Annotated in this window: 16 protein-coding genes; 6 read left to right on the top strand and 10 right to left on the bottom strand. The window is 68.4% G+C overall.

The features are described 5' to 3' along the window. Positions 1–16: 16 nt before the first annotated feature. The 3 genes from AB0N14_RS17105 (at position 17) to AB0N14_RS17115 (ending at position 12692) form a co-directional block, all read left to right on the top strand. On the top strand, positions 17–598 hold the full coding sequence (locus AB0N14_RS17105) for a suppressor of fused domain protein (protein WP_366026456.1): 582 nt from the start codon (positions 17–19) through the stop codon (positions 596–598). Between the two features lie 457 nt (positions 599–1055). Beyond that, positions 1056–12095: a LamG-like jellyroll fold domain-containing protein gene (locus tag AB0N14_RS17110; protein WP_366026457.1), complete on the top strand. Its 11040-nt coding sequence runs from the start codon at positions 1056–1058 to the stop codon at positions 12093–12095. A 39-nt stretch (positions 12096–12134) separates the two neighbouring features. Further along, positions 12135–12692 carry a hypothetical protein gene (locus AB0N14_RS17115; RefSeq protein WP_366026458.1) on the top strand — a complete coding sequence of 186 codons (558 nt, stop codon included), beginning with the start codon at positions 12135–12137 and terminating at the stop codon, positions 12690–12692. Between the two features lie 213 nt (positions 12693–12905). On the opposite strand, the gene AB0N14_RS17120 is transcribed toward AB0N14_RS17115, so the two are convergent. From AB0N14_RS17120 to AB0N14_RS17165, 10 genes are all read right to left on the bottom strand, one after another. Then, on the bottom strand, positions 12906–14171 hold the full coding sequence (locus AB0N14_RS17120) for a tyrosine-type recombinase/integrase (protein ID WP_366026459.1): 1266 nt from the start codon (positions 14169–14171) through the stop codon (positions 12906–12908). Further along, positions 14171–14353 (bottom strand): helix-turn-helix domain-containing protein, encoded by a 183-nt coding sequence (locus AB0N14_RS17125; RefSeq protein WP_366026460.1) that lies wholly within the window; start codon positions 14351–14353, stop codon positions 14171–14173. The genes AB0N14_RS17120 and AB0N14_RS17125 overlap by 1 nt, the downstream gene beginning before the upstream one ends. Continuing rightward, positions 14346–15662, bottom strand: a complete 1317-nt coding sequence (locus AB0N14_RS17130) for a replication initiator (protein WP_366026461.1) — start codon at positions 15660–15662, stop codon at positions 14346–14348. The genes AB0N14_RS17125 and AB0N14_RS17130 overlap by 8 nt, the downstream gene beginning before the upstream one ends. 139 nt (positions 15663–15801) lie before the next feature. Continuing rightward, on the bottom strand, positions 15802–16047 hold the full coding sequence (locus AB0N14_RS17135) for a SpdD protein (RefSeq protein WP_366026462.1): 246 nt from the start codon (positions 16045–16047) through the stop codon (positions 15802–15804). A gap of 25 nt (positions 16048–16072) precedes the next feature. Next, complete coding sequence (locus AB0N14_RS17140; RefSeq protein ID WP_366026463.1) at positions 16073–16267, bottom strand: hypothetical protein; 195 nt, start codon at positions 16265–16267, stop codon at positions 16073–16075. A 16-nt stretch (positions 16268–16283) separates the two neighbouring features. Then, on the bottom strand, positions 16284–16475 hold the full coding sequence (locus AB0N14_RS17145; protein ID WP_093765235.1) for a mobile element transfer protein: 192 nt from the start codon (positions 16473–16475) through the stop codon (positions 16284–16286). Positions 16476–16486: 11 nt separating this feature from the next. Further along, complete coding sequence (locus AB0N14_RS17150) at positions 16487–17113, bottom strand: DUF2637 domain-containing protein (RefSeq protein ID WP_366026464.1); 627 nt, start codon at positions 17111–17113, stop codon at positions 16487–16489. Positions 17114–17202: 89 nt separating this feature from the next. Continuing rightward, on the bottom strand, positions 17203–18579 hold the full coding sequence (locus AB0N14_RS17155) for an FtsK/SpoIIIE domain-containing protein (protein WP_366026465.1): 1377 nt from the start codon (positions 18577–18579) through the stop codon (positions 17203–17205). Continuing rightward, positions 18579–18935, bottom strand: a complete 357-nt coding sequence (locus tag AB0N14_RS17160) for a hypothetical protein (protein ID WP_355899868.1) — start codon at positions 18933–18935, stop codon at positions 18579–18581. Before AB0N14_RS17160 ends, AB0N14_RS17155 begins: the two co-directional genes overlap by 1 nt. Before the next feature lie 168 nt (positions 18936–19103). Beyond that, a complete protein-coding gene (locus AB0N14_RS17165) occupies positions 19104–19892 on the bottom strand; it encodes a GntR family transcriptional regulator (protein ID WP_366026466.1) in 789 nt (262 codons plus the stop codon). A gap of 107 nt (positions 19893–19999) precedes the next feature. Between AB0N14_RS17165 and AB0N14_RS17170 the strand changes: the two genes are divergently transcribed. From AB0N14_RS17170 to AB0N14_RS17180, 3 genes are all read left to right on the top strand, one after another. Next, complete coding sequence (locus AB0N14_RS17170) at positions 20000–20407, top strand: NUDIX hydrolase (RefSeq protein WP_366026467.1); 408 nt, start codon at positions 20000–20002, stop codon at positions 20405–20407. Between the two features lie 46 nt (positions 20408–20453). After that, the gene (locus AB0N14_RS17175; RefSeq protein WP_366026468.1) at positions 20454–20882 is read left to right on the top strand and encodes an ATP-binding protein; all 429 of its coding nucleotides are present in this window, start codon (positions 20454–20456) and stop codon (positions 20880–20882) included. Between the two features lie 337 nt (positions 20883–21219). Then, entirely contained in the window at positions 21220–21594 is a 375-nt protein-coding gene (locus tag AB0N14_RS17180) for a hypothetical protein (RefSeq protein ID WP_366026469.1), read from the top strand. Positions 21595–21768 lie beyond the last annotated feature (174 nt).

The following is a 21768-nucleotide window of genomic DNA, read 5'->3' on the forward strand; positions in this document are numbered from 1 at the left end:
AGAGAACGGATGGCGCGTGGCGGTGGCTGCTCTGGTCGATCACTTCGAATCCCGCCTCGGTCGGCTGGTGGGTGCCTGGTCAGCCCGTGAGCAGTCACCTGAGGGCACCCCAAAGGTGGGTTACTTCACTGGGGGTGCGCTGCCGGGGATCCAGTCATACGCCACGATCGGCCTCTTCAGGACTCCTTTGACGTCCCGCGTATCGGGGCGGCACCAGCACCTCGAACTGCTGGCGTGCGGCCACCCGGTTCCGGATGAGGACCACGGGCCTCTGCCGGGCGTTCTGGAGTGGGTCGCCGGGGGTCTGGTGGCCGACGGACAGGCCGTATTGCGCGGGGAAGTGATCCCGCTGCCCATGCCGCTTCTTCCAGGGAGCACCATGACGGCCCTCTATGCCGCGCTGCCGGTCTACTTCGACGACGATTTCGCGTCGGTCGTGCTGGAGAACGGCGTGGAGACATCCGTCGTGTGGCTGGTCCCGATCGGTGAGACGGAGGCGGCCTTCGTCCGTGAAAGGGGCTGGGGCGCGTTCGAGGAGGAACTGGTTCGGCAGGATCCGGATCTTCTCGATCTGCATCGCACCGAAATCGCGCTCTGACTCAGCGGCGCCGCCCGGACAAAGACTGCCCGGTCGCGCGGACTTCGGGACGCTTGGTGACCGACGGCCCGGCCGCGCTCATGGACTTCACCGCGGCAGGCGCAGGCGACGAACAGGACCTCGAGTACCCGGTGGCGGGCTGCCCGATCGGGCGCCGGCCCCACCCCTCGACGACCGCAGGGCCATCGAACTCCCGGGGTCAAGAACCTCCCTAGCCCGTAAAGGAGTTCTCAAAACGCAAACGGGCGAGCGAGGCCGACCCGGACAGGTTCATCGAGGGCTGGTCAAGGCCAAGGCAAGATCACTCCCTTGATCTGTTCACGGCAAGTTCACAACGGGCAAGATCGGCGCGCTTCTTGTGTCCTTCCTGACTGTTGGAGTCGTTGCTGTGCGCGTTCGGTCGTTCCGCCGCGTCCGCCCCGCTCGTCGTGCCCACCGAGCGCGCCGTCGCGTCGCCGTGCTTCTTCTCACGGCTCTGGCCCTGTCGTTGACGACAAGTCAGGCCGTGGCCGAGGGCATGGAGCTGGGCCCGGTCCAGATGCCCCAGCTCAGCCTCAGCTCCATGGCGCGCTGGTTCACCGACCCGCACTGGGGCGACCTGCCGCGCCAGCAGTCCGGTACGGCCGCGGGGCACGGGCACCACGTGTCGGCGAAGGCCACCGAGGCCGGTCGGGGCGCGGGCCACGCGCCCGGCAAGGGCCGTGGTGAACTGGCCGCCTACCACCCGCACCAGCCCGCCATCAAGCAGGGCCGCAGCCGCGGTGGCAGCTTCAACCCCCGGACCAGCAAGCGCGACGCCGCCAAGTCCTCGCGCACCGCGACGGTCTACGACAACGCCGACGGCTCCATCACCCGTCAGATGCATCTGTCTCCGGTCAACTACCAGGTGGTCAAGGGCAGATGGGCGCCGATCGACGTGGACGTGCGGGCAGGCCCGGACGGCCGCTGGCACGAGAAGGCCAACTCCCTGGCCGTCGACTTCGGCACCAAGGCCACCGACCCCGCCCTCGCCTCCCTCGCGGTCGACTCCGCGCACCGCGTCGCCTACGCCCTCAAGGGCGCCGCCCCCGTCCAGGGCACCGCACACGGCTCCACCGTCACCTACGCGGGCGTCCTCGACGCCACCGACCTGAAGGTCGCGCCCACCGCCACCGGTGTGAAGGAGTCGGTCGTCCTGCACTCCGCGGACGCCGGCACCACCTGGACCTTCCCGCTCACCCTCAAGGGACTCACCCCCGTCCAGCACGACAACGGCTGGATCGACCTCAAGGACTCCGCCGGCAAGACCGTCGAGCGCATCCCTCCGGCGTACGCGTACGACTCGAAGGTGAACCGCCGCTCCGGCGACCCGGCCACCACCCACGACGTCACCACCGAACTCGTCCACGACGAGAACGGCTACGCGCTGAAGGTGACCCTGGACAGCGGCTGGCTGCACGACGCGCACCGCGTCTTCCCGGTCACCGTCGACCCCACCGTGGACGACGGCTGGACCACCACCTACGCCGAGTCCGGATCCGGCAACAACGTCGACCACTCCTATGAGCAGACCATCAAGGTCGGCTCCTACGACTCCGGCACCCACTCGGCCAACAGCTTCGTCAACCACTGGGACACCGCCTGGGACGGCAGCAGGAACACCGTCACCGCCGCCAACCTGCACCTGTTCGACACCTGGGCCTCCACCTGCACGGCGGAACGTTTCGACGTCGCCCTCGTGACCAGCTCCTGGTCGCCCGAGTCCGTCACCAGCTACCCGGGTCCGTCCAAGGGCTCCTCGATCGGCAACGCCACCCCGAGCGTGCCCAACGCCTGCGCCAACACCGCCGCCGACCGCAGCGTCGGCGACTGGGTGACCGTCTCGCTGTCCACCTCCGCCATCCAGGGCTGGTTCAACGGCACCACCAACGACTACGGCCTGGCGGTCTACGCGTCGACGGCCGACGCGCTGCACTGGAAGCAGTTCGGCTCCTTCAACGACCCGAACAAGGGCCCCTGGATAGAGGTGACCTACACCGGCAACACCGCGCCCCAGCTGTACGAGCAGTTCCCGAACGACAACGCGGTCGAGTACACCACCACACCCGAGCTGACCGCCTGGGCGGGCGGCGCCAACTCCAGCAGCGGCAGCAGCAACCAGTACCTCTTCCAGGTCTTCGACTCCACCGGCGCCAAGGTCGCCGACTCCGGCCTGCTCTCCACCGGTGACTGGACCGTCCCCGCCGGGAAGCTGGCCTGGGGCAAGAGCTACACCTGGGCAGTCCAGGCGTACGACTCCGCCACCAACCTCTACTCCACGGCCACCCCGTACGCGATGGCCGTCGAGGTGCCGCAGCGGGTGATCACCTCGGGCCTGTCGCAGAACAGCAGCGACCACGGCTTCGACGCCTCGATCGGCAACTACACGACGTCCGACACGGACGCCTCGATCTCCACTGTCGGTCCGTCCCTGGACGTGGAGCGCGACTACAACTCCCGCGACCCGCGGTGGGCGGGCGCGTTCGGCGCCGGCTGGTCGAGCATCTTCGACGCCCGGGCCACCGAGCAGTACACCGCCTCCGGCGCGGTCTCCAGCGTCTACGTCACCTACCCCGACGGCTCCGAGGTCGGCTACGGCAAGAACAGCGACGGGACCTTCACGCCCGGAAACGGTCGCTTCGCCACCTTCAAGTCGGTCACCGGCGGCTACACGCTGACCGACAAGGACGACACCGTCTACACCTTCACCCAGTCCCTGGGCTCCGGTGCCTACGGCCTGACCTCGGTGACGGACGCCAACGGGCGGTCGGTGAACCTCACCTGGACCAGCGGCCACATCACCAAGATGACGTCCGCGATCTCCGGTCGCTCGCTCAACCTGACCTGGTCCACGCCCACCGGCGCCCAGGCCGCCCACGTGGCGACCGTGGTCACCGACCCGGTCACCCCCGGCGACTCCTCCACCGTCCAGACCTGGACCTACGGCTACAGCGGCGACCAGCTCACGAAGGTCTGCTCACCGGTGTCCGCCACCAAGTGCACGACGTACGGCTACACCAGCGGCTCCGGCTACCGCAACGCCGCCCTCGACCTGGACCCGCACACCTTCTGGCCGCTGTCGGAGTCCTCCGGTACCACGGCCAAGGACAGCGTCCTGGCCAACGAGGGCACCACCAACGCCACTTACGAGAACGTCACCCTGGGGCAGCCCGGCCCGCTCACCGGCTCCTCGGCGACGGCGGCCGGCTTCAACGGCACCTCCTCCGACATCTCCCTGCCGAAGAACCTCGGCAACGACACCGACTCCGGTGCGCTCTCCCTGTGGTTCAAGACCTCCCAGGGCCCGGGCGTCATCTACTCCTACGCCTCCCAGCCCATCGGCTCCGGTCAGGCGGCGGGCTTCTACACGCCGTCCGTCTACGTGGGCACCGACGGCAAGCTGAACGCCGAGTTCTGGTACAGCGGCGGCGTCAACCCGATCGTGTCCACCGCGTCGGTCGCCGACGGCAGGTGGCACCACGTGGTGCTGTCCGCGGCGGGCAACTCCCAGACTCTGTACCTGGACAACACGAAGGTCGGCTCGCGCACCGGTTCCGTCTCCATCAAGAGCGCGACCGCCTTCGGCAAGAACCAGTCGTTCAACTACCTCGGCACCGGCTTCCTCGGCGGCAGCTGGCCCGACGAGCCGAACTACTCCACCTCCTCCGGCTACGGCTACCCCACCTACTTCAACGGCTCCATCGCGGACGCCGCCTGGTACAGCCGTCCGCTCCAGGCCGCCGACGTCAGCGAGCTGTACAAGTACGGCACGCACAGCGCCAGCCTGCTGACCTCCATCACGCGCCCGTCCGGCAAGACGTTCGCGGCGATGACGTACGACTCGGCCACCACCCTCACCCAGCTCACCGACGAGAACGGCGGGGTGTGGAAGCCGGGCGCGCCGACGGTCACCGGCTCCAGCAACACCTACCGCGGCGCGGTGCTGGGTGCCGCCCCGAACCAGTACTTCCGCTTCGGTGAGGCGGCCGGCGCGTCCCAGGCGCTGAACGAGGTGCGCGGCGGCACCGGCACCTACAACGCGGTCACGCTCGGCGCCGCGGGACCGTTCAGCGACCACACCACGGCCTCGTTCAACGGCAGCACCTCGTATGTGAGCCTGCCCAGCGGCGCGGTGCCCGGCTCCGGCGCCGAATCGGTCAGCCTGTGGTTCAAGACCACGACCGCGGGCGGCGTGCTGCTCGGCACCTCCCGTGACCCACTGAGCTCGGGCACGACGCCCGGCAACTACACGCCCGTCCTCTACGTCGGCAGCAGCGGCAAGCTCAACGGCGAGTTCTGGTTCTCCGGCGGCGCAGGCAAGCCGCTGGCCTCCTCCGCCGCCGTCACCGACGGCAAGTGGCATCACGTGGTGCTCTCCTCGTCGGCCTCCAGCCAGTCGCTGTACCTCGACGACACGCTGGTCGGCACCCAGACCGGCACGGCCGCCATGAGCAACCAGCCGAACCTGTCCGTAGGCGCGGGCTACATCGGCGGCTCCTGGCCCGACGAGGCACACGCCAGCACCACGTCCAACACCGGTTACGTCACCTACTTCAACGGCTCGGTCGCAGAGGTCGCCACCTACCGGTCCGAGCTGTCCGCGGGCGATGTGAACGAGCAGTTCCAGGCGGCGAAGAACTCCACCGGCCTGCTGCCCGTCGAGACGGTCAAGGTCACCACGCCGACAAGTGCGACGCTCACCTACACCTACGACGTCACCCACGGCAATCGCGCCCTGACCGAGACCGACGCCCTCGGCAACAGGACCAGCTTCGGCTACGACACCGCCGGCTTCGAGCACACGGTCGTCGACCCCAACGGTGCCATGACCGTCACCGGCCACGACGTGCGCGGCAACATCGTCTCCTCGACCACCTGCCAGGACCAGGCCGCGAACAAGTGCAACACCGAGTACTACACGTACTACCCGGACGACACCACGGCCCAGCTGACCACGGCCGACCCGCGCAACGACCAGGTGCTGACCGCGCGTGACGGCCGCTCCTCGTCCGCCACCGACAACACCTACCTGACGTCGTACACCTACGACTCGGCGGGCAACCAGACCGCCATCACCGGCCCCGCCGTCCCCGGCTTCCCGGGCGGTCGCACCACCACGACCGTCTACAGCGACGGCACCAGCACCTACCCGTCCGCCGACGGCGGCGTGGTGCCCAAGGGCCTGCCGGTGAAGACCATCAGCCCCGGCGGCGCGGTCAACCAGGTCTCCTACTTCTCGAACGGCGACGTGGCCTCCACCACCGACGCCATCGGCCTGGTCACCCAGTACACGTATGACGGGGTCGGCCAGGTCACCAGCCAGAAGGTGGTCTCCGACACCTACCCGAACGGCCTCACCACCACCTACACGTACGACGCGGCCGGCCAGGTCACCGAGGAGCACGACCCGCAGCTCACCGACCGGGTCACCGGCGCCACCCACTCCGCCGTCACCACCACCGTCTTCGACGACGACGGCAACATCAGCTCGCAGACCGTCTCCGACGGCAGCGGCGGAGACCAGTCCCGCACCCAGACGTGGACGTACGACGGCTACGACCACGTCGCGACCGAGTCCGACGCCAACGTGGCGGCGGGCGCTTCCTACGGCAACACCACGACTTATTCGTACGACACCTCCGGCAACAAGACCAAGGAGGTCTCGAGCGCGGGCAACGAGATCGACTACACGTACGACGCCGAGGGCAACCTGCTCACCCAGGGCCTGATGTACAAGGGCGACCCGGTCAGCCCGCAGAGCCCGAGCCTCCTCATCGAGTCCTCGCGCGCCTACGACCCGTCCGGACGCCTCGCGTCGGTGACCGACGCGATGGGCAGCACCACGTCGTACACCTACACGGACGACGGCCTGCTCGCGACGGCGACCAAGAAGAGCGCCGACGGCTCCACCAGCTACGTCCTGGAGTCGAATTCGTACGACGCCGCCGGCAACCTCGTCTCCAAGACGACGGACAACGGCGAGAACGTCACCAACTACGCGGTCGACGCGGCCTCCCGCACCACCTCCACCACCGTCGACCCGACCGGAGTGGACCGCGTCACCACGGTCTCGTACACGCCGGACGACCAGGTCGCCAGCCAGAACGACCACGACTCCTCCGGCTACGACCGCACCGTCACCAGCAGCTACGACGACATGGGCAACCTGCTCAGCGAGACGCTGTACGGGGACGCCTCCGGTCACCCCGCGGGCTGGTGGAAGCTCAACCAGACCTCCGGCACGAACGTCACCGACGCCTCGGGCAGCGGCAACACCGCCACCGCCGGAGCGGGCGTGACCTGGTCGGACGACGCCGCCCAGTTCAGCGGCGACACCTCCGGCCACGGCGACATCGTCGCCACCAACAGCCCGGTTCTGGACACCACCGCCTCGTACACCGTCTCGGCGTGGGTGAAGCTGACCGACACCTCCACCTACCGCACATTCGTGGCGCAGGGCGGCACCAACCGGGCCTCCTTCTACCTGCAGTACTCCAAGGCCGACAACGCCTACCGATTCCACATCGCCAGCCAGGACGCGACCTCCCCGTCCGCGTTCTACGACGCCAAGGCGTCCACAGCACCGACGCTGAACACCTGGACGCACCTGGTCGGCACCTTCGACGCCACCACCGGCGCGATGAACCTGTACGTCGACGGCGCGCTTGCGGGCACGGCCACCGACACCACGCCGTGGACCGGCACCGGACCGCTGTCGATCGGCGGCACGAAGACCGCGGGCGGCACCGTCTCCGACGTGGTCGCCGGCGCGGTGTCCGACACGCAGGTCTACCAGCGCGCCCTGTCCGCCTCCGACGTCTCCTCCCTGTACGGCAAGGGCCGCACCGGCGGCACGGTCGGCTCGTCCGACGAGCAGACGACGAAGTGGACGTACGACAAGCGCGGCCTGCCGACGTCCATGACGGACGCCGAGCAGAACACCACCACCTACCAGTACGACGAGTCCGGCAACCTGGCGGTGACGACCGCGCCGGCCGTGCAGGCGGAGGCGGACGGCACCAACCCGGTCACCGTCCACCCGGTCACCACCTCCGGCTTCAACACCTTCGGCGAGGCGGTCGAGGAGCAGGACCCGGGCGGCCTGACCACGACGACGGCGTACGACGCGGTCGGCAACAAGGTCTCCGAGACCCTGCCGCCGTACACCCCCGCCGGCGCCTCGACGCCCAACGCGGGCACCACGGTGTGGACGTACGACAGCGAGGGCAACCAGACGTCGGTGACGACGCCGGGCGGCCGGACCACGTCGTACCTGTACGACCAGATGGGCAACGTCGCCCAGATCACCGAACCGGACGGCACCAAGACCCACGCCACCTACGACACCAACGGCGACGAGCTGTCCGCGACGGACGGCACGGGCGCGCAGACCCAGGCGACGTACGACTTCCTGGGGCGCCAGCTCACCCAGAGCACGCTGGAGCGCTACCCGTCGACGAAGACGCTGACGACCACGAACTCGTACGCGCTCACCTCCGGCAACCCCTACGGCGCGCACCTGGCGTCGACCACCACACCCGGCGGTGTGAAGACGTCCTACGGCTACAACCGGGCCGGTGACATCACCTCGGTCACGGACGGGGCGGGCAACACCACCCAGTACACGTACGACTTCGAGGGCAACCGGCAGAAGACGATCCTGCCGGACGGCACCTCGTCGGAGACGGACTACAACGCCTCCGGCGCCCCGGTGCAGAGCACCCAATACGACGCCGGCAACAACGTGCTGGCGCAGACGTCGCAGAGCTACGACGGCAACGGAAACGTCATCTCCGCGACCGACGCGAACGGCCACACCAGCCACTTCACGTACGACGCGGCGGGCACCCTCACCCAGGAGATCCAGCCGGTCGACGCCTCCACGTCGATCACGACCACGTTCGGCTACGACGCGGCGGGCCAGCGGACCCGGTTCACCGACGGCCGCGGCAACTCCTGGCGCTACACGTACACGCCGTGGGGCCAGCAGGAGAAGGTGATCGAGCCGACGACGGCGAAGTACTCCTCGGCGGCGGACTCGACCACGACGTACGCGTACGACGCGGACGGGCAGCTGACGAACGTGACGCAGCCGGGCGGCGCGACCACGTCGATGACGTACGACTCGCTGGGCCAGCTGAAGCAGATGTCCGGCACGGGTGCGGACGCGGCGACGGCGACCCGCAGCTTCACCTACGACGCGGACGGCCGCGTGCTGAGCGCGGACACCACCGAAGCCGGCACCACCGGCGCGGCGGACCACCAGGCGGCCACGCACGACGCGTTCACCTACGACGACCGCGGTGACCTGCTCACGACCTCCGGCTCGGCGGGCTCGTCCAGCTTCTCGTACAACGACGACGGCCAGGTGCTCTCCCGCACGGACGCCGCGGGCACGACGAACTACGGCTACGACACGGCCGGGCGCCTGGCCTCCCTGGACGATGCGGCCACCGGCACGCACCTGACGTACGCGTACGGCAAACTGAACGAGCTGTCGTCGATCAAGTACGGCTCGACGGGCCAGACGCGGACCTTCACCTACAACAGCGCGCACGAGCTGACGGGCGACACCCTGGTCCAGGGCGCCTCCACGCCGGCGAGCTTCTCCTACGGCTACGACAAGAACGGCAACCTGACGTCGAAGACGACGACGGGTGTCTCGGGCGCGTCGTCGAACACCTACACCTACGACTGGGCGGACCGCCTGACGTCGTGGAACGACGGCACGACGACCACGCAGTACGCGTACGACGCCTCCGGCAACCGCATCCGCAACGGCTCGAACGTGTACACGTACGACGAGCGCGACGAGCTGACGTCGGACGGCGTGAACTCCTACGACTACTCGGCCCGCGGCACGATGACGCAGCAGTCGTCGGCGAGCGGCACGATGGCGTTCAAGACGGACGCGTTCGGCGACCAGATCGTGGCGGGCACGCAGTCCTACACGCTCGACGCGACCGGCCGGAACATCACCGACACGGACACCACGATCGGTTCGTCGCGCACCTTCCAGTACTCGGGCGCGGACAACACGATCGCCTCGGACGGCGACAACACCTACACCTACGACCCCACGGGCGGCCTGATCGGCATCAAGCCGGCCGGCGGCACCGGAGTCCTGGCCCTGACGGACCAACACAACGACGTGGTGGGCACCTTCACCTCGGGTGCGACGGGGCTGGCGGGTTCGGTGTCGTACGACCCGCTGGGCAAGGTGGTCTCGCCGACGAACACGATCGCGGGTCATCTGGGCTTCCAGTCGGGTTGGACGGAACCCGGTACGGGTGATGTGGGCACGGCCTCGCGCTGGTACAACCCGGGCACGGGTCAGTTCCTGAACAAGGACAGCTTCTCGCCGAACCCGGCGCCGAACTCGGCGGCCGCGAACCCGTTCGCGTACGTCGCGGACAACCCGATGGAGGGCACGGACCCGTCCGGTCACTGCTCCTGGTGGACCGGGTCGTGCGAGGTGCAGGCGGCCAAGCACGCGGTGAGCAAGGCCAAGAGCGCCTGGCACGCGGTGAAGAAGACGGCGACCCACCTGTACCACCGGGCGCGTCAGGTGGTGCACCACGCGGTGAGCGCGGTCAAGCACGCGGCGCACCGGTTCGTGAGCCACGTGCGGGACGTGTACCGGGCGACGGTGCGCTACACGCGGCGGATCTATCACTACGCCGCACGGCATGTCAGACGCTGGTATCGCCATGTGGTGCATGCGGTGCACTCGGCCTACCACCACGTGGCGAGTGTGGTGCACCGGGTGGTGCAGAAGGCCAAGCACTACGCGCACGAAGCGGTGAGCGTGGTGAAGAAGGCGGCGCACAAGGTCGCCTCGGTGGCCAGGACGGCGTACCACGCGACGGTGTCGGCGGCGAAGACGGCGGCGACGTACGTCAAGCACCATGCGGCGGCGATCACGTCGTTCGTGGTCTCCACGGCGGTGTTCGCAGGCTGTGAGGCAGCCACGTGGGGTGTGGGCACGATCGGCTGTGCGGCGATGGCGGGCGCGGCCGGCTCCCTGGTGGAGCAGGGCTTCAAGTGCGCGCAGAACGGCGGCGGCGACTGCAGCGTGGGCGCGTTCGCGGGTTCGGCCCTGGAGGGCGCGGCGGCGGGCGCGCTGGGCGGCGCGATGGGCGAGCTGGGCGGCAAGCTGCTGGCCAAGGTGGCGCCGAAGGCGATGTCGGTCGTGGGTGGCCTGTTCGGCAAGGGGGCGACCGAGGCGGCTGATTCAGCGGCGTCAGATGCCACGGACCAGGCTGCTTCGGCGGCGGAGTCGGAGGGGGCTGGGACACAGGCTCAGTCGCATTCGGATGAGCCGGGTGGGTCGGCCGAAGAGGAGGCTCCCAGCTGTTCGAGGCCGTCGGGTGAGGACGCCGAGCCGCACAGTTTCACTGGTTCGACGCGGGTCCTGATGGCGGACGGCACGACGAAGGCCATCGACCAGGTGAAGGTCGGTGACACGATCGCCAACTCCGTGCCGGGCGCGAAGGGCACAGAGGCCCACAAGGTCACCGCGGTCATCGTGACCTACACCGACCACGACTTCGTCGACCTCACGATCAAGGCGACGGCCGAGTCCGGCGCCAAACAGGCGGCGAAGGACGGGGCGAAGGACGGGGCGAAGGCCGGCCTGAAGGCCGGCGCCAAGTCCCTGGCCAAGAAGGCGGCCCGCAAGGCGGCCTTCGGCCTGGCGGCCTCGGCCGCGGTGCTGGGTGCCCTGGCGGCGAGCCACGGCCACGCCGACCAGTCGGCAACGGCACCGGTGGCAGCGGTCAGCCCGGTGGCGACCACGCAGGCTGCCAAGGCCGACACGGGCGAGAAGGACACGCAGGTCGCGCACCTGACCACAACCTTCCACCACCCCTTCTACGACGAGACCCAGTCGGCCTTCGTCGAAGCCAAGGACCTGCAGGCCGGCGACGTCCTCCAAACCCCGACCGGCACGGCAAAGGTCACCGGGGTCCGCCTCTACCACGCGCACACCACGACCTACGACCTCACCATCGGCACCCTCCACACGTACTATGTGGAGGCCGGGGACACACCAGTCCTGGTTCACAACTGCAACGGAGCTATCGCAGGACACTCCACAAAGTGTCAGTGTGCGAACGGGGCAAAGCCGCGGATTCCCCGTAACCCGTTTGGCATGCGGGGTAAACCGTCGACGGTGCAGCACCTGGATGAAGTGCGGGACGAACTGATGGACGCCAATCCTGGCTGGAAGCATATTGCTGGAGGAACGGACCGAACCACTGGCGCAGTGAAGCCGGAGCAAACAATATTCGGGCCCAATGGAGAGGTGCGGAGGCCTGACCTGACGTTCGAGTTGGAAGATGGATCACCTCTCTACGTGAATACGGTCGATACCTTGAGTGACGGTGTCACTCCGGATTCACGAGAACTGGCAAATGCCATTGACATTCACATGTGGGGTAAGGGGCCGGTTCTGATGATTCCAAAGCCAATACCATAGATGTAGTGGCCGGTGGCCCGCTCATGGATCGAGGAGAACATGCCTTCTACTGGACGACAGATTCAGCTTCTTTTGTTGCCCGAAGACGAGGATCGGGTCCTAAGGGCTATTCAGTCCAAGCATCCAGGGGTGAAGCTCCTCGCCTATGTTCCATGGGTGGATAGGGGGGCCCCGCCAGTGCGTGAGTCGGTTGATGAATGCGGAACTATCGCAACCATTTGGAATCCCGCCTTGCATCCCAGATTGCCTGTGGATATCGGTTCGGATGGTGCGATTGTCGGACCCGGGATCGGTCCTGTCGTTCAGTGGGTGAGGAGTTTGGAGAAGACGCCCGGCATTCTGGAATCCGGGCGTTGGGCGGCAGGGTTCGACAAAGAAAGGGATCCGGAAATGGCCAATTTTGTCGGCTCTCTTTGGAGGGTGCTAAACCGTTTCACCACCAATCGAATGGTGCGTACGAGGGGGGCTGGGCTGAATGCTGCTGCTGTTGCCCCGGAACGCCGCTTTAGGGTGGGTGAGATGGCTGCTGAACGGGCGCTGGAGGGCAGCCTGACATTGCGTTCGGGGGCGATGTATATGCGACCTGAGGTCGCCTGATGCCACACCTGGTAAGACTCTCCACACTCCCATCGGCACCGCAAAGATCTGGGCCTTCCCAGCAATCCCATGTGTGAAGGAAGGCGCTCCGAGGCAGGGGTGACCACGATATCCCCAGGCGCTTGACGGCAACGCTGACGGCAACGCGAGCAGACGCCGGAGCCCCCACCCGCGGTTCGTGGTGGGGGCTCCGAGCGTCTCTGCGTGGCGTGGTCAGTTGGCTGGCACTGTGGCCATCGGCGGATCTTCGGGATCGTCGCCATTCTGGAGGACGTCCGTGAGTTGGTTGATGGCATCGTGCTGGAGGCGCAGGCGGACATGGGCGTAGATCTGGGCGGTGATGCCGATGTTGGCGTGACCGAGCAGTTCCTTGATGGTGACGAGTTGGACGCCCTGTTCCAGGAGCAGCGTGGCGCAGGTGTGGCGAAGGTCGTGGAAGCGGATCCGTCGTATGCCTGCCTGGTGGAGTAGGCCGGTGAATCGCCGGGCGATGTCGCTGGGGTCGAGGGGTGTGCCGACACGGCTGGTGAAGATCAGGCCGCTCTCCCGCCACCGAGGCCCTGCGGCGATGCGTTGACGCTCCTGCTCCTGGCGGTGTTGTTCGAGGGCCGCCAGGCAGACGGTGGGCAGGGCGATGCGTCGTTCGGCGGCCCGGGTCTTGGTGGGGAAGAGGGTGAGTCCTCCGGCGGGGTTGTGCTGGAGGCTGCGGCGGATGTTGAGGGTGCCGGCGGTCGGGTCGAGGTCGGCCCAGGTGAGGCCGAGCAGTTCACCGCGTCGCAGTCCGGCTCTCAGGGCCAGTTCCCACAGAGCCCGGAGTTTGTCCTGCCGGGCCACTTTGAGGAAGTGGCGTGCTTCGTCGGCGGTGAGCGGTTCGAAGCGCCGGTGGCGGGCCGGGGTGAGTTTGACGTTCCGGGCGACGTTGCGGGGCAGTTCATCCTCCCGGACGGCGTGTTCGAGTGCGGACTTGAGGACGGAGTGCACGTAGGCGACGGTGAGCGGGGACAGGCGTCTGTCGCAGCAGTTGCCGATGGCGCAGCAGCGGCGTGGTGCGGCGTCGAGGTTGCAGGCGCAGCACTGGCAGGTGGTGCGGAGCCGGTCGAGGAAGGTGCGCACGTCTCTGGCCGTCAGCTGAGCCAGCTTCTTGTTCCCCAGCCCGGGTAGGAGGTACAGGCGCACGCAGGTGCGGTAGCGCTCGTGCGTGTTCGCGCGGACCCGGTGTAAGGCCACGTTGTTGAGCCAGTAGGCGAGGTAGTCGCCGAGTGTGTCGCTACCGGTGGCGACCGGATGGCCGCTGTTGCTGGCGGCCATCTTCTCGGTGAGCTTGTCGGCAGCCTCTCGTCGAGTCGAGCCGTACACACGGACGCGCTTCCGCCTACCGTCGGTCGTCAGTACGTATCCGGCGGCTTCCCAGCGGCCGTCCTTGCGCTGGTAGATGGTGCCTTCTCCGTTGGCACGAGTTTTCTTGCGCGGTGCGGGCATCAGGCGGCTTCTTCCAGGTGATGGCGAATGTACCTGTCGAGGGCGGAGGACGGGATGCGGCGGGCGCGGCCGATGGTGATCGAGGGCAGGCGATGAGAGCGGATCAGGTCGTAGACCGTGGACCGGCCGAGTTTCAACCGCGCCATCACGTCGGGCACCGTCAGCAGCTCGTCGTCATGCATGGGTGGGTTCTCCTTCTGTTCCGGGGGCGGGTTCGAGGGATGCGGCAAGCCAGGCTTCGGCGGATGACAGGCCGGTTCCGGCGAAGACCCAGTGCGCGAGGACATACGTCGTGTCGGGCTCGGGTCCGTTGGCTGATGCTGCGGTCTGGGCTCGGCGCCATTCGGCTCGGGCGTTGCGGAGGGCGCCGAGGGTGGTGGAGTAGCGGCGGGACTTGGTGGAGAAGTGGCCGCGGAAGCCGAGCATGTGGGCCCAGGCGCGGAGCCTGAGGTGTTCGAGGTCCTTGCGTGCGCCGAGGGTCCAGGCGGTTCGGATGAGGCGGCGGGCGTGGTCGCTGATGTCGAGCTGGGCCAGCTCGGCGGCGAACTTCAGCGGCCGGTCGAGGGCGCCCGTCGCTGTCTCGGCGCCCTTGGTGGCGTACTTGGCGATGTACGCGGCCACGGCCCGCTCGGTCAGCTCCTGGCCGCCACTGAAGTCAGCCGAGCGGATGGTGCGGACGTCGAGTTGGCGGCCGAAGGTGAAGCTGTGCGCGCGTCCGTCGATGACCGGACCGTCCACGTGGACCTTGGCGGTGGCGGCGCGGATGGCGTCCGTCAGTAGGTCGGCGGTGGCCCAGGCCGGTGGCGGGGTGTCTCCCCCGTCGGGGCCGTCGAGGCGGATGACGGCGTGGAAGTGGACGGCGCCGCGCTTCTGGTACTCGGCGACCTTGGCGAAGGACACGCGCGCGTGATCGCGGAATGCACGCTGTGACAGCCCGGCCCGCTTGGCGACTTCGCGCCGCAGGTAGACCGAGAAGCGGCGCCAGAGCGTACCGGCGTGCGCGTTCCACAGGACGGCGGCTTCGTAGTCGTACGTGTCCGGGTCGAGCGGGGTGCCAAGTACGTCGTCGTCCTGGTCGTGGAGCAGGCCGCAGCGGCACGGGCGGACAGTGCCGGCGGGGCCGGTCGGTCGGTTGTGCACCGGGCCGAAGCCGGGTGCCGTGAAGGTGGCGAAGACGCGCGGGTGCGCGGCGACGTGTTCGGGGATGCCCTTGCCGCCGCGCAGTCCGGCGGTGATCAGTTGGAAGGTGTCGCGGCGGTAGACCTCGGCGCAGGCCGGGCAGCGGGTGGTGCGGCGGTTGTTGCAGCGGACGAGGAGCTGACCGGCCGGAAGGTCCGACGAGTCGAGGTGCTGGAGGACGCGGCCGATCTCGCCGGTACGCGTGTCCACGTCGTACTCGGTGCGGTGGCCGTCGAGACGGATCGGATTGGTGCAACCGCCGAGCCCGGAGAGCTGCCGGAGGATACCCGGCAGGGTGCCGTGCTGGGCCATCCTTGCGAGTTCCGGGAGCGGGGGCGGGGTGGCGCGGGTGATGATGGCTGTCTCCTTCTGACTGGCTCGGTCGAGAGGGATGGGCCCCGGGGCGGCGGATGCTTGGTCGTGTCGTGCCGCCCCGGGTGTCAGGCGTCTTTCAGCGCCGGTGGTGTTCGCGGATCAGGGAACGCAGGACCACGGCGGCTATGGCCACGGAGATGGCCGAGACGGCGACGGCGGCCAGCAGCGCGGTGAGGACCACACCACCGACGACCACGACCGCAACCGATCCGGTGCTGACGGAAACCTGCGGGAACGCGCGGCGTACGGGCGCCGGATCGGCCGGAGTGTGGGTATGCGCTGGCGGCGGCGCAGGACTGTCGGGGTACTTGGGCAGGAACACAGCGAAGGTCTCCTTATCTACTCGTCTAGTCATGTGTGCCATTTATGACACTCACGCCGGAGCGGGTGCCGGATTCGATGGCGGGGGCCATGAAGGTGTGCGAGAGCCAAAAGCCGAAGAGTGCGATCACGACGACGATCCACGTGCGGACGCCCAGGAACTTGACCGCTCCCCAAGCGAAGAGGCCGAGGACGAGGACGAGCGGCAGGCTGACGGTCACGGAGTGCGAAGTCCTTTCAGCGGACGGGGCAGCGGTGGGTGCGGGCGGCCAGCTCGGCGGCGGCACGGCTGTCGTAGTCGGCGGAGAAGCCGCAGCGGGGAGCCGTACAGGCCGCGGTGTGCTTCTCACGACCCCTGTGGTCGTTGAACGTGCCGACCTGGACGGGGCCGATGCGGGTGACGTCGCGGAAGCGGCGGTTGGCAGTCACGAGATCTCCTCTCAGAGGTGGGCGGCGATGGCTTCGGCCATGGGCGCGGGGACGCCGAGCCGGGCGCGCAGGGTGGGGGTGTCGATGGGGCTTCCGGTACGGGTGCGGTGTTCGTCGGCGACCTTGCGGGCGTGGTCGACGAGGGCGGCCGGAACGGGGACGGCGGGACGCTCGGGCGGTGGCTCGACGGCGGCCGGTTGCGCGGGAAGCTCGGGTGCCGGTTCGGGCACGTCCTCCCGGTCCTCGATCTCCTCGGTGTCGGCGGTGGTAGTCGTCGGCGCCGAGTGAGCAAGGAGCGTTCCGCCGAGGAAGGCGACCGCGGGCCAGCCCGCAACGAGGATGCGCAGCCATGCCGGCACCTGGTGCATGTCGAGCAGTCCGGCGGTGGCGACGTTCGCGCCTAGGGAGGCGGCGAGCGCGATGACGAACCAGCACCACCCTGCCGCTTTCGCGTCACTCGTCCGTAGTCGGCGCCAGGCGGCGACCAGGAGCAGGTCAACGGAGATGGGATAGGCCCACGCTTTCCAACCGTCCTGCCCGGCCGCCGAGGCGATGTCGTGCAGGTGGGCGAAGGACAGCGCTGCGGCGATGACCGCCTGGACGAGCACCGCGTCCACGCGGGCCAGTTGGGCGCGCACGATGCGGCTCCTTCCGGGTTCAGGCATGGGAGGGGTAGGGACGTGGCGTGAGGCAGTCATGCCGACCGGGGGCGGGACAGGCGGGAAGGTCAGTCGGTCACGGGGACCGGCCGGGCAGCCGGGGCCGCTTTCTCGACCGGCCGCGCGGGCGCGTCGGGCCGGAACGGCTTCAGGGACGGCACGTCGGGCACCAGGTGGGCCGAGTCCCGGCAGATCTCGGCGGCGTCGCCGAGGGAGAGGTAGGGCGTGCGGATGCGGGACCAGCCGCCCGAGGTGTCGCCCGCCACGGCCAGGCCTGGTCGCTCGGGAGCGATGGCGCAGGCAGCCATAACCGCCTCAGGGGCAATGTCGCCGAGCGCCATCTTGGCGGACGCCTCATCGTTCACGCGGTGGCAGACACGCCCGGTCAACTGGGCCCGGAGCATGGTGGCGCCCTTGCCCAGTTCGGCGCCGAAGCGCTGCCCGCACACTTCCAGGTAGATGCCGGCGGCGCGGCCGAGCTGGGCAAGACGGATGAGCTGGGTGACCATCTCGTCGCGCCGTTCCTCCTCCTTCTTCGTGGCGACGAGGAACAGTTCCGCCACCTCATCGACGAACAGCACGATCGGTACCGGGCGCTCGCTCTCGGGCAGTCCCCAGATGTCCGAGGTGATCTCCTCCTCCGGGGTATCCGGCGCGATGCCCTGCCGAGCTTTGATCAAGTCGTATCGGTCCTCCATTTCCTTCACGAGCGCAGGCAGCAGCTCCGCCGCCTGTTCCGGGTCGGTCGCCAGGGCTGAGAGCCGCGAAGCAAACGGGGCCAGCTCCACACCCCTCTTGCAGTCGACGCCGACCAGGGCGACCCGTTGCCGGGCGAGTCCGGCGATCAGATGGCGCAGATACATGGACTTGCCCGACAGCGTGGCCCCAAGGGTCAGTTGGTGCGGGATGGTCCGGTAGTCGCGCACGAAGGGCGTGGCATCCTCCCGCAGCGCCACCGGCGCCTTCAGAAACCCACCCTCGGACTTGCGCGGCATGCGGACCTTGCGCAGGACGTCGAAGCCAACAAGCCGCAGTTCGACGACACCCGGCTTGACCGTCGTGACATAGACAGCGTGAACTCCCCAGGCGTGTCGCAGCCGTTCGGCCGAGGCGGCGACGTCTGCGGGTTCCTGTCCCGGAGCGAGTCTCAGCCGAAGCCGGAGTCCGGTCGAGGTGGGGCGGATGATCCCCCGACGCGGCGGAACCGGCCGGACCTCACGCCGGGTGGTGGCCTTCACTGCGAGGACCCGCAGCCGGGACGGCGCCACGGCCAGCCCGCAGGCCTCCATAACCGAGCTGTACGAGCCAAGCAGCCGGACCGTGGATATCGGTAAGCCGATGGTGGACCAGTAGATGCCCGGGTGTTGGGCCCGGGCGTAGGCGGCCCCGCCGCCGAGCGCGGCGAGGGGACCACCCACCTCCAGCAGTGTCGTGATGTCGGTCATCAGGCAGCGGCCCCCGACGCGGCCGGGAAGGCAGCCGGGGTGACGGCGGCGGCCCGGAAAGCGATGCCGTGGCGCTGCTGGCCGTTGAACACGCTCTCCCACGGCCGGGCCACAAGCCCGGGCAGCGAGACCGGAGCCCCGAGGGTCAGCCCTTCCGAGATGCCGCCCTCCGGGACGGTGACCTTGATCAACGACGACTCGCCGTCCTCGATGTAGACGACGCCGATCGTCATCAGCGCCTCACCGCTGTTCGCGTCCTTGGCGATCTCGCCGGTCTGCCGATCGCGGACCTTGGGCTCGGGCGCCTCGGTCAGCAGGATCGTTGCGGCCGAGGTCTCCACACGGATGGTGCGCAAGGCACACTCTCCTATCTACTCGTCTATACATGATGCGTCACGCGAACCCGATCTCCGGGATCGCGCAACTACCTTGCCACACAACTTGCCCACTCGTCTATACGAGTAAGCGTCTTGGGGTGTACGAGTTCGAGGAAGCGGCCCCGCGCACCACCGTCGCTCACGCGATCACGTCGCCGGGAGCTGGTACGACAGCACGTACGCGTCCGCCGCCATCACCGTGTCGCAGACCTCCACGGCCCGCCCCTCGGTGTCGTAGGCGGTCCGGATCAGGTGAATGACCGGCACACCGGAGGCCAGCCGAAGCGTCTTGACCTCAGCAGGCGACGGCATCCGGGCCCGGATCTCCTCCTCGAAGTGGTCGAGGCGATGCCCCAGCTCCTCAAGACGGGCATAGATGCCGCCGGGGCCGGGGTTGGACTCGGCGATCGGCGTGCCCCGCGCGATGTCGAGCGGCAGGTACGACCTGGCGAACTCGACCGGCCGTCCGTCGAGCAGGTACCGGCGCCGACGGGCGAGCACGCGCCGCACGGATCCGAGCCGGGCGGAGACGTCCTGGCTGGCCTTCTCCTCCTTGACCTCCAGGCTGTCGACCTGCGGGTGACTGCCGGCCGCGTTCGCCTCGACGATGAACGCGGACTTCCCCTGTTCCCTGTGCCGCCGGGCGAACCGGTCGGAGGCGAGACGCCGCACGGGCGGTCGTGGTCGCACGAACACGCCCTTGCCGTGCTCGGCGTGCACCAGGCCCTCGCCCTGCAGGATGGAGAAGGAGTTCCGGACCGTCATACGGGAAACCCCGTAGTGCTCGACAAGATCGGCCTCGGAGGGCAGCTTGTCGCCCTCTCTGAACCGCCCGCGGTCGATAGCCTCGCGCAACTGGTCGGCGATCTGCCTGAAGACCGCACGATCGCTCGTGGGGTCGAGATCGCCGAGGAGGCCGGAAGGGAGAGGGCTCACGAGTACTCCTTTAGGTATCTAGACGAGTGGCTGAGTCTTGTTGCTACGGTGGAGAGCCTAGCCATCCGAGAGGGCAGAGGAACGTGACCACTGACCGTCCGCACTCCGTGAGCGTTGCCGGAGTCGTCATCGACAACCAGGGCCGCGGCCTCTTGATCCAACGCCGTGACAACGGGCACTGGGAACCCCCGGGCGGAGTCCTCGAACGCGAGGAAACCGTCCCCGAAGCCCTCCAGCGTGAAGTACTCGAAGAGACCGGAATCAAGATCGCACTTCCCGCGACCCTGACCGGCGTCTACAAGAACATGAAGGGCTTGATCGTCTCGCTGGTCTTCCGCTGCGAGGCCGCCGACGGCAGCCCCACCACTGGTGACGAGACCCGTGCACTGCGTTGGGTCACCCGTGAAGAGGTCACCGAGCTTGCCGACGAGGCGTACGCGATTCGCGTCCTGGACGCGATGGACGCGGCGTCTCCGCCCGCTATCCGCGCCCACGACGGTGTGAAACTCGTCTAGCCCGAACCCGCTGCACATGGCGGCCTATCAGCACGAAGGAACTTGTATGCACGAGTATACGAGTCAGATCCGGACTTGGGGACTCACTTGCCCAGGATTTCCGGAAGAGGTCGGTCGAGCCCGCCGCTGGACGCGGGACATCCTGCGCGGCTCGCCCCTGGCCGAGGACGCCGAGCTGATCGTCAGCGAGCTGAGCGCGAACGCGATCCTCCACACGGCCAGCGGCCAGGTGACCGGCCGCTTCCACCTAGCGCTAGCTGTCTCACCACAGGTAATCGCCCTCTCTGTCACAGACGACGGCGGCACGCACTCCGCCCCGAAGGTCGAGCACCCCGGGGAGGATGCGGTGCACGGCCGAGGCTTAGGGATGGTCAGCGCGATCGCACACCGGGTCGTCGTCCACGACAGCCACGGCGGCTACACGGTCACCGCGGAACTCTTCACGCAGCCCAGGCCAGGAGGACGCCCGTGCTGACGTCGACCAGGCCTGAAGAGCCGACCGCCGGCGGACAGCACGCCGCTTACCAATGCTGGGCTGCCGCCTACCCCCTGCACGAGGTCCGACCCATCCCGCTGGGATCGCACGACGCCACAAGCCCCCGCCTGGCATTGCGCTGGCTAAGGGAGCGCACGAGCCACATCACAGACCAGCTCGACACCGCATACGCCAGGCCAGGCCGCCACTGGCTCACCGACGAACCAGAGCAAGAACGGGCCCTGGCGTACCTGGCCGCAGGGACCGCTTATCAACTCACCCTGTACGACGACAGCACCCGCTACGTACTCGTGGCCTACCCCCGAGGAGCGGCATCGTGAAGGGCCCCGTTCGCGGCTACTGGTGCGAATGCTGGACGGAAGACCTCAGCGACGAGCGGCCGCCGGCACTCCTGGCATCTTTCGACGCCTACACGGCACCGCAGGCTGACAGATGGGTCGCGGTCGCACTCCGCACCGCCTCTCCAGCGCTCGACCCCCAAGGCTCCGACGATGCGTGGGCATGGCTGTACGAAGGCCGCATCCAAACCAGGCGAGCCCTCTTGCGCGCCGAGCCATGCACGGTGGCCATTACCCAGGACAGCACCCGCGTCACGTGGACCATCCGACCGGTACGCTTTCTCCCTCTCGTCCACCGTCAGGGCGAACTTCCGGCGTGCGCCTACGACTTCAAGCCCCACGCCACAGACTGAGTTACAACTTTCTCTACGGGTTCAAGGCGCCGCGCATCCGCGCGGCGCGGCGCCCGCCCGGACTGCGCGCCGCCGCTCCTGCCTCCGTCCCGCTCCGGCCCGCAGCTCGCACGGGCGCCGCAGCCAGCAACGCACACCAACCCGAGAACAGCAGTGGGGCTCTGCCCCACACCC

Source organism: Streptomyces sp. NPDC051104, assembly GCF_040682835.1.
GTDB classification, from domain to species: Bacteria; Actinomycetota; Actinomycetes; order Streptomycetales; family Streptomycetaceae; genus Streptomyces; species Streptomyces cynarae.

Excerpts from the sequence above, each read along its gene's own strand:
- AB0N14_RS17115 (WP_366026458.1), top strand. The coding sequence starts at position 12,135 with ATGCCTTCTACTGGACGACAGATTCAGCTTCTTTTGTTGCCCGAAGAC.
- AB0N14_RS17120 (WP_366026459.1), bottom strand. The coding sequence starts at position 14,171 with ATGCCCGCACCGCGCAAGAAAACTCGTGCCAACGGAGAAGGCACCATC.
- AB0N14_RS17125 (WP_366026460.1), bottom strand. The coding sequence starts at position 14,353 with ATGCATGACGACGAGCTGCTGACGGTGCCCGACGTGATGGCGCGGTTG.
- AB0N14_RS17130 (WP_366026461.1), bottom strand. The coding sequence starts at position 15,662 with ATGGCCCAGCACGGCACCCTGCCGGGTATCCTCCGGCAGCTCTCCGGG.
- AB0N14_RS17155 (WP_366026465.1), bottom strand. The coding sequence starts at position 18,579 with ATGACCGACATCACGACACTGCTGGAGGTGGGTGGTCCCCTCGCCGCG.
- AB0N14_RS17175 (WP_366026468.1), top strand. The coding sequence starts at position 20,454 with ATGCACGAGTATACGAGTCAGATCCGGACTTGGGGACTCACTTGCCCA.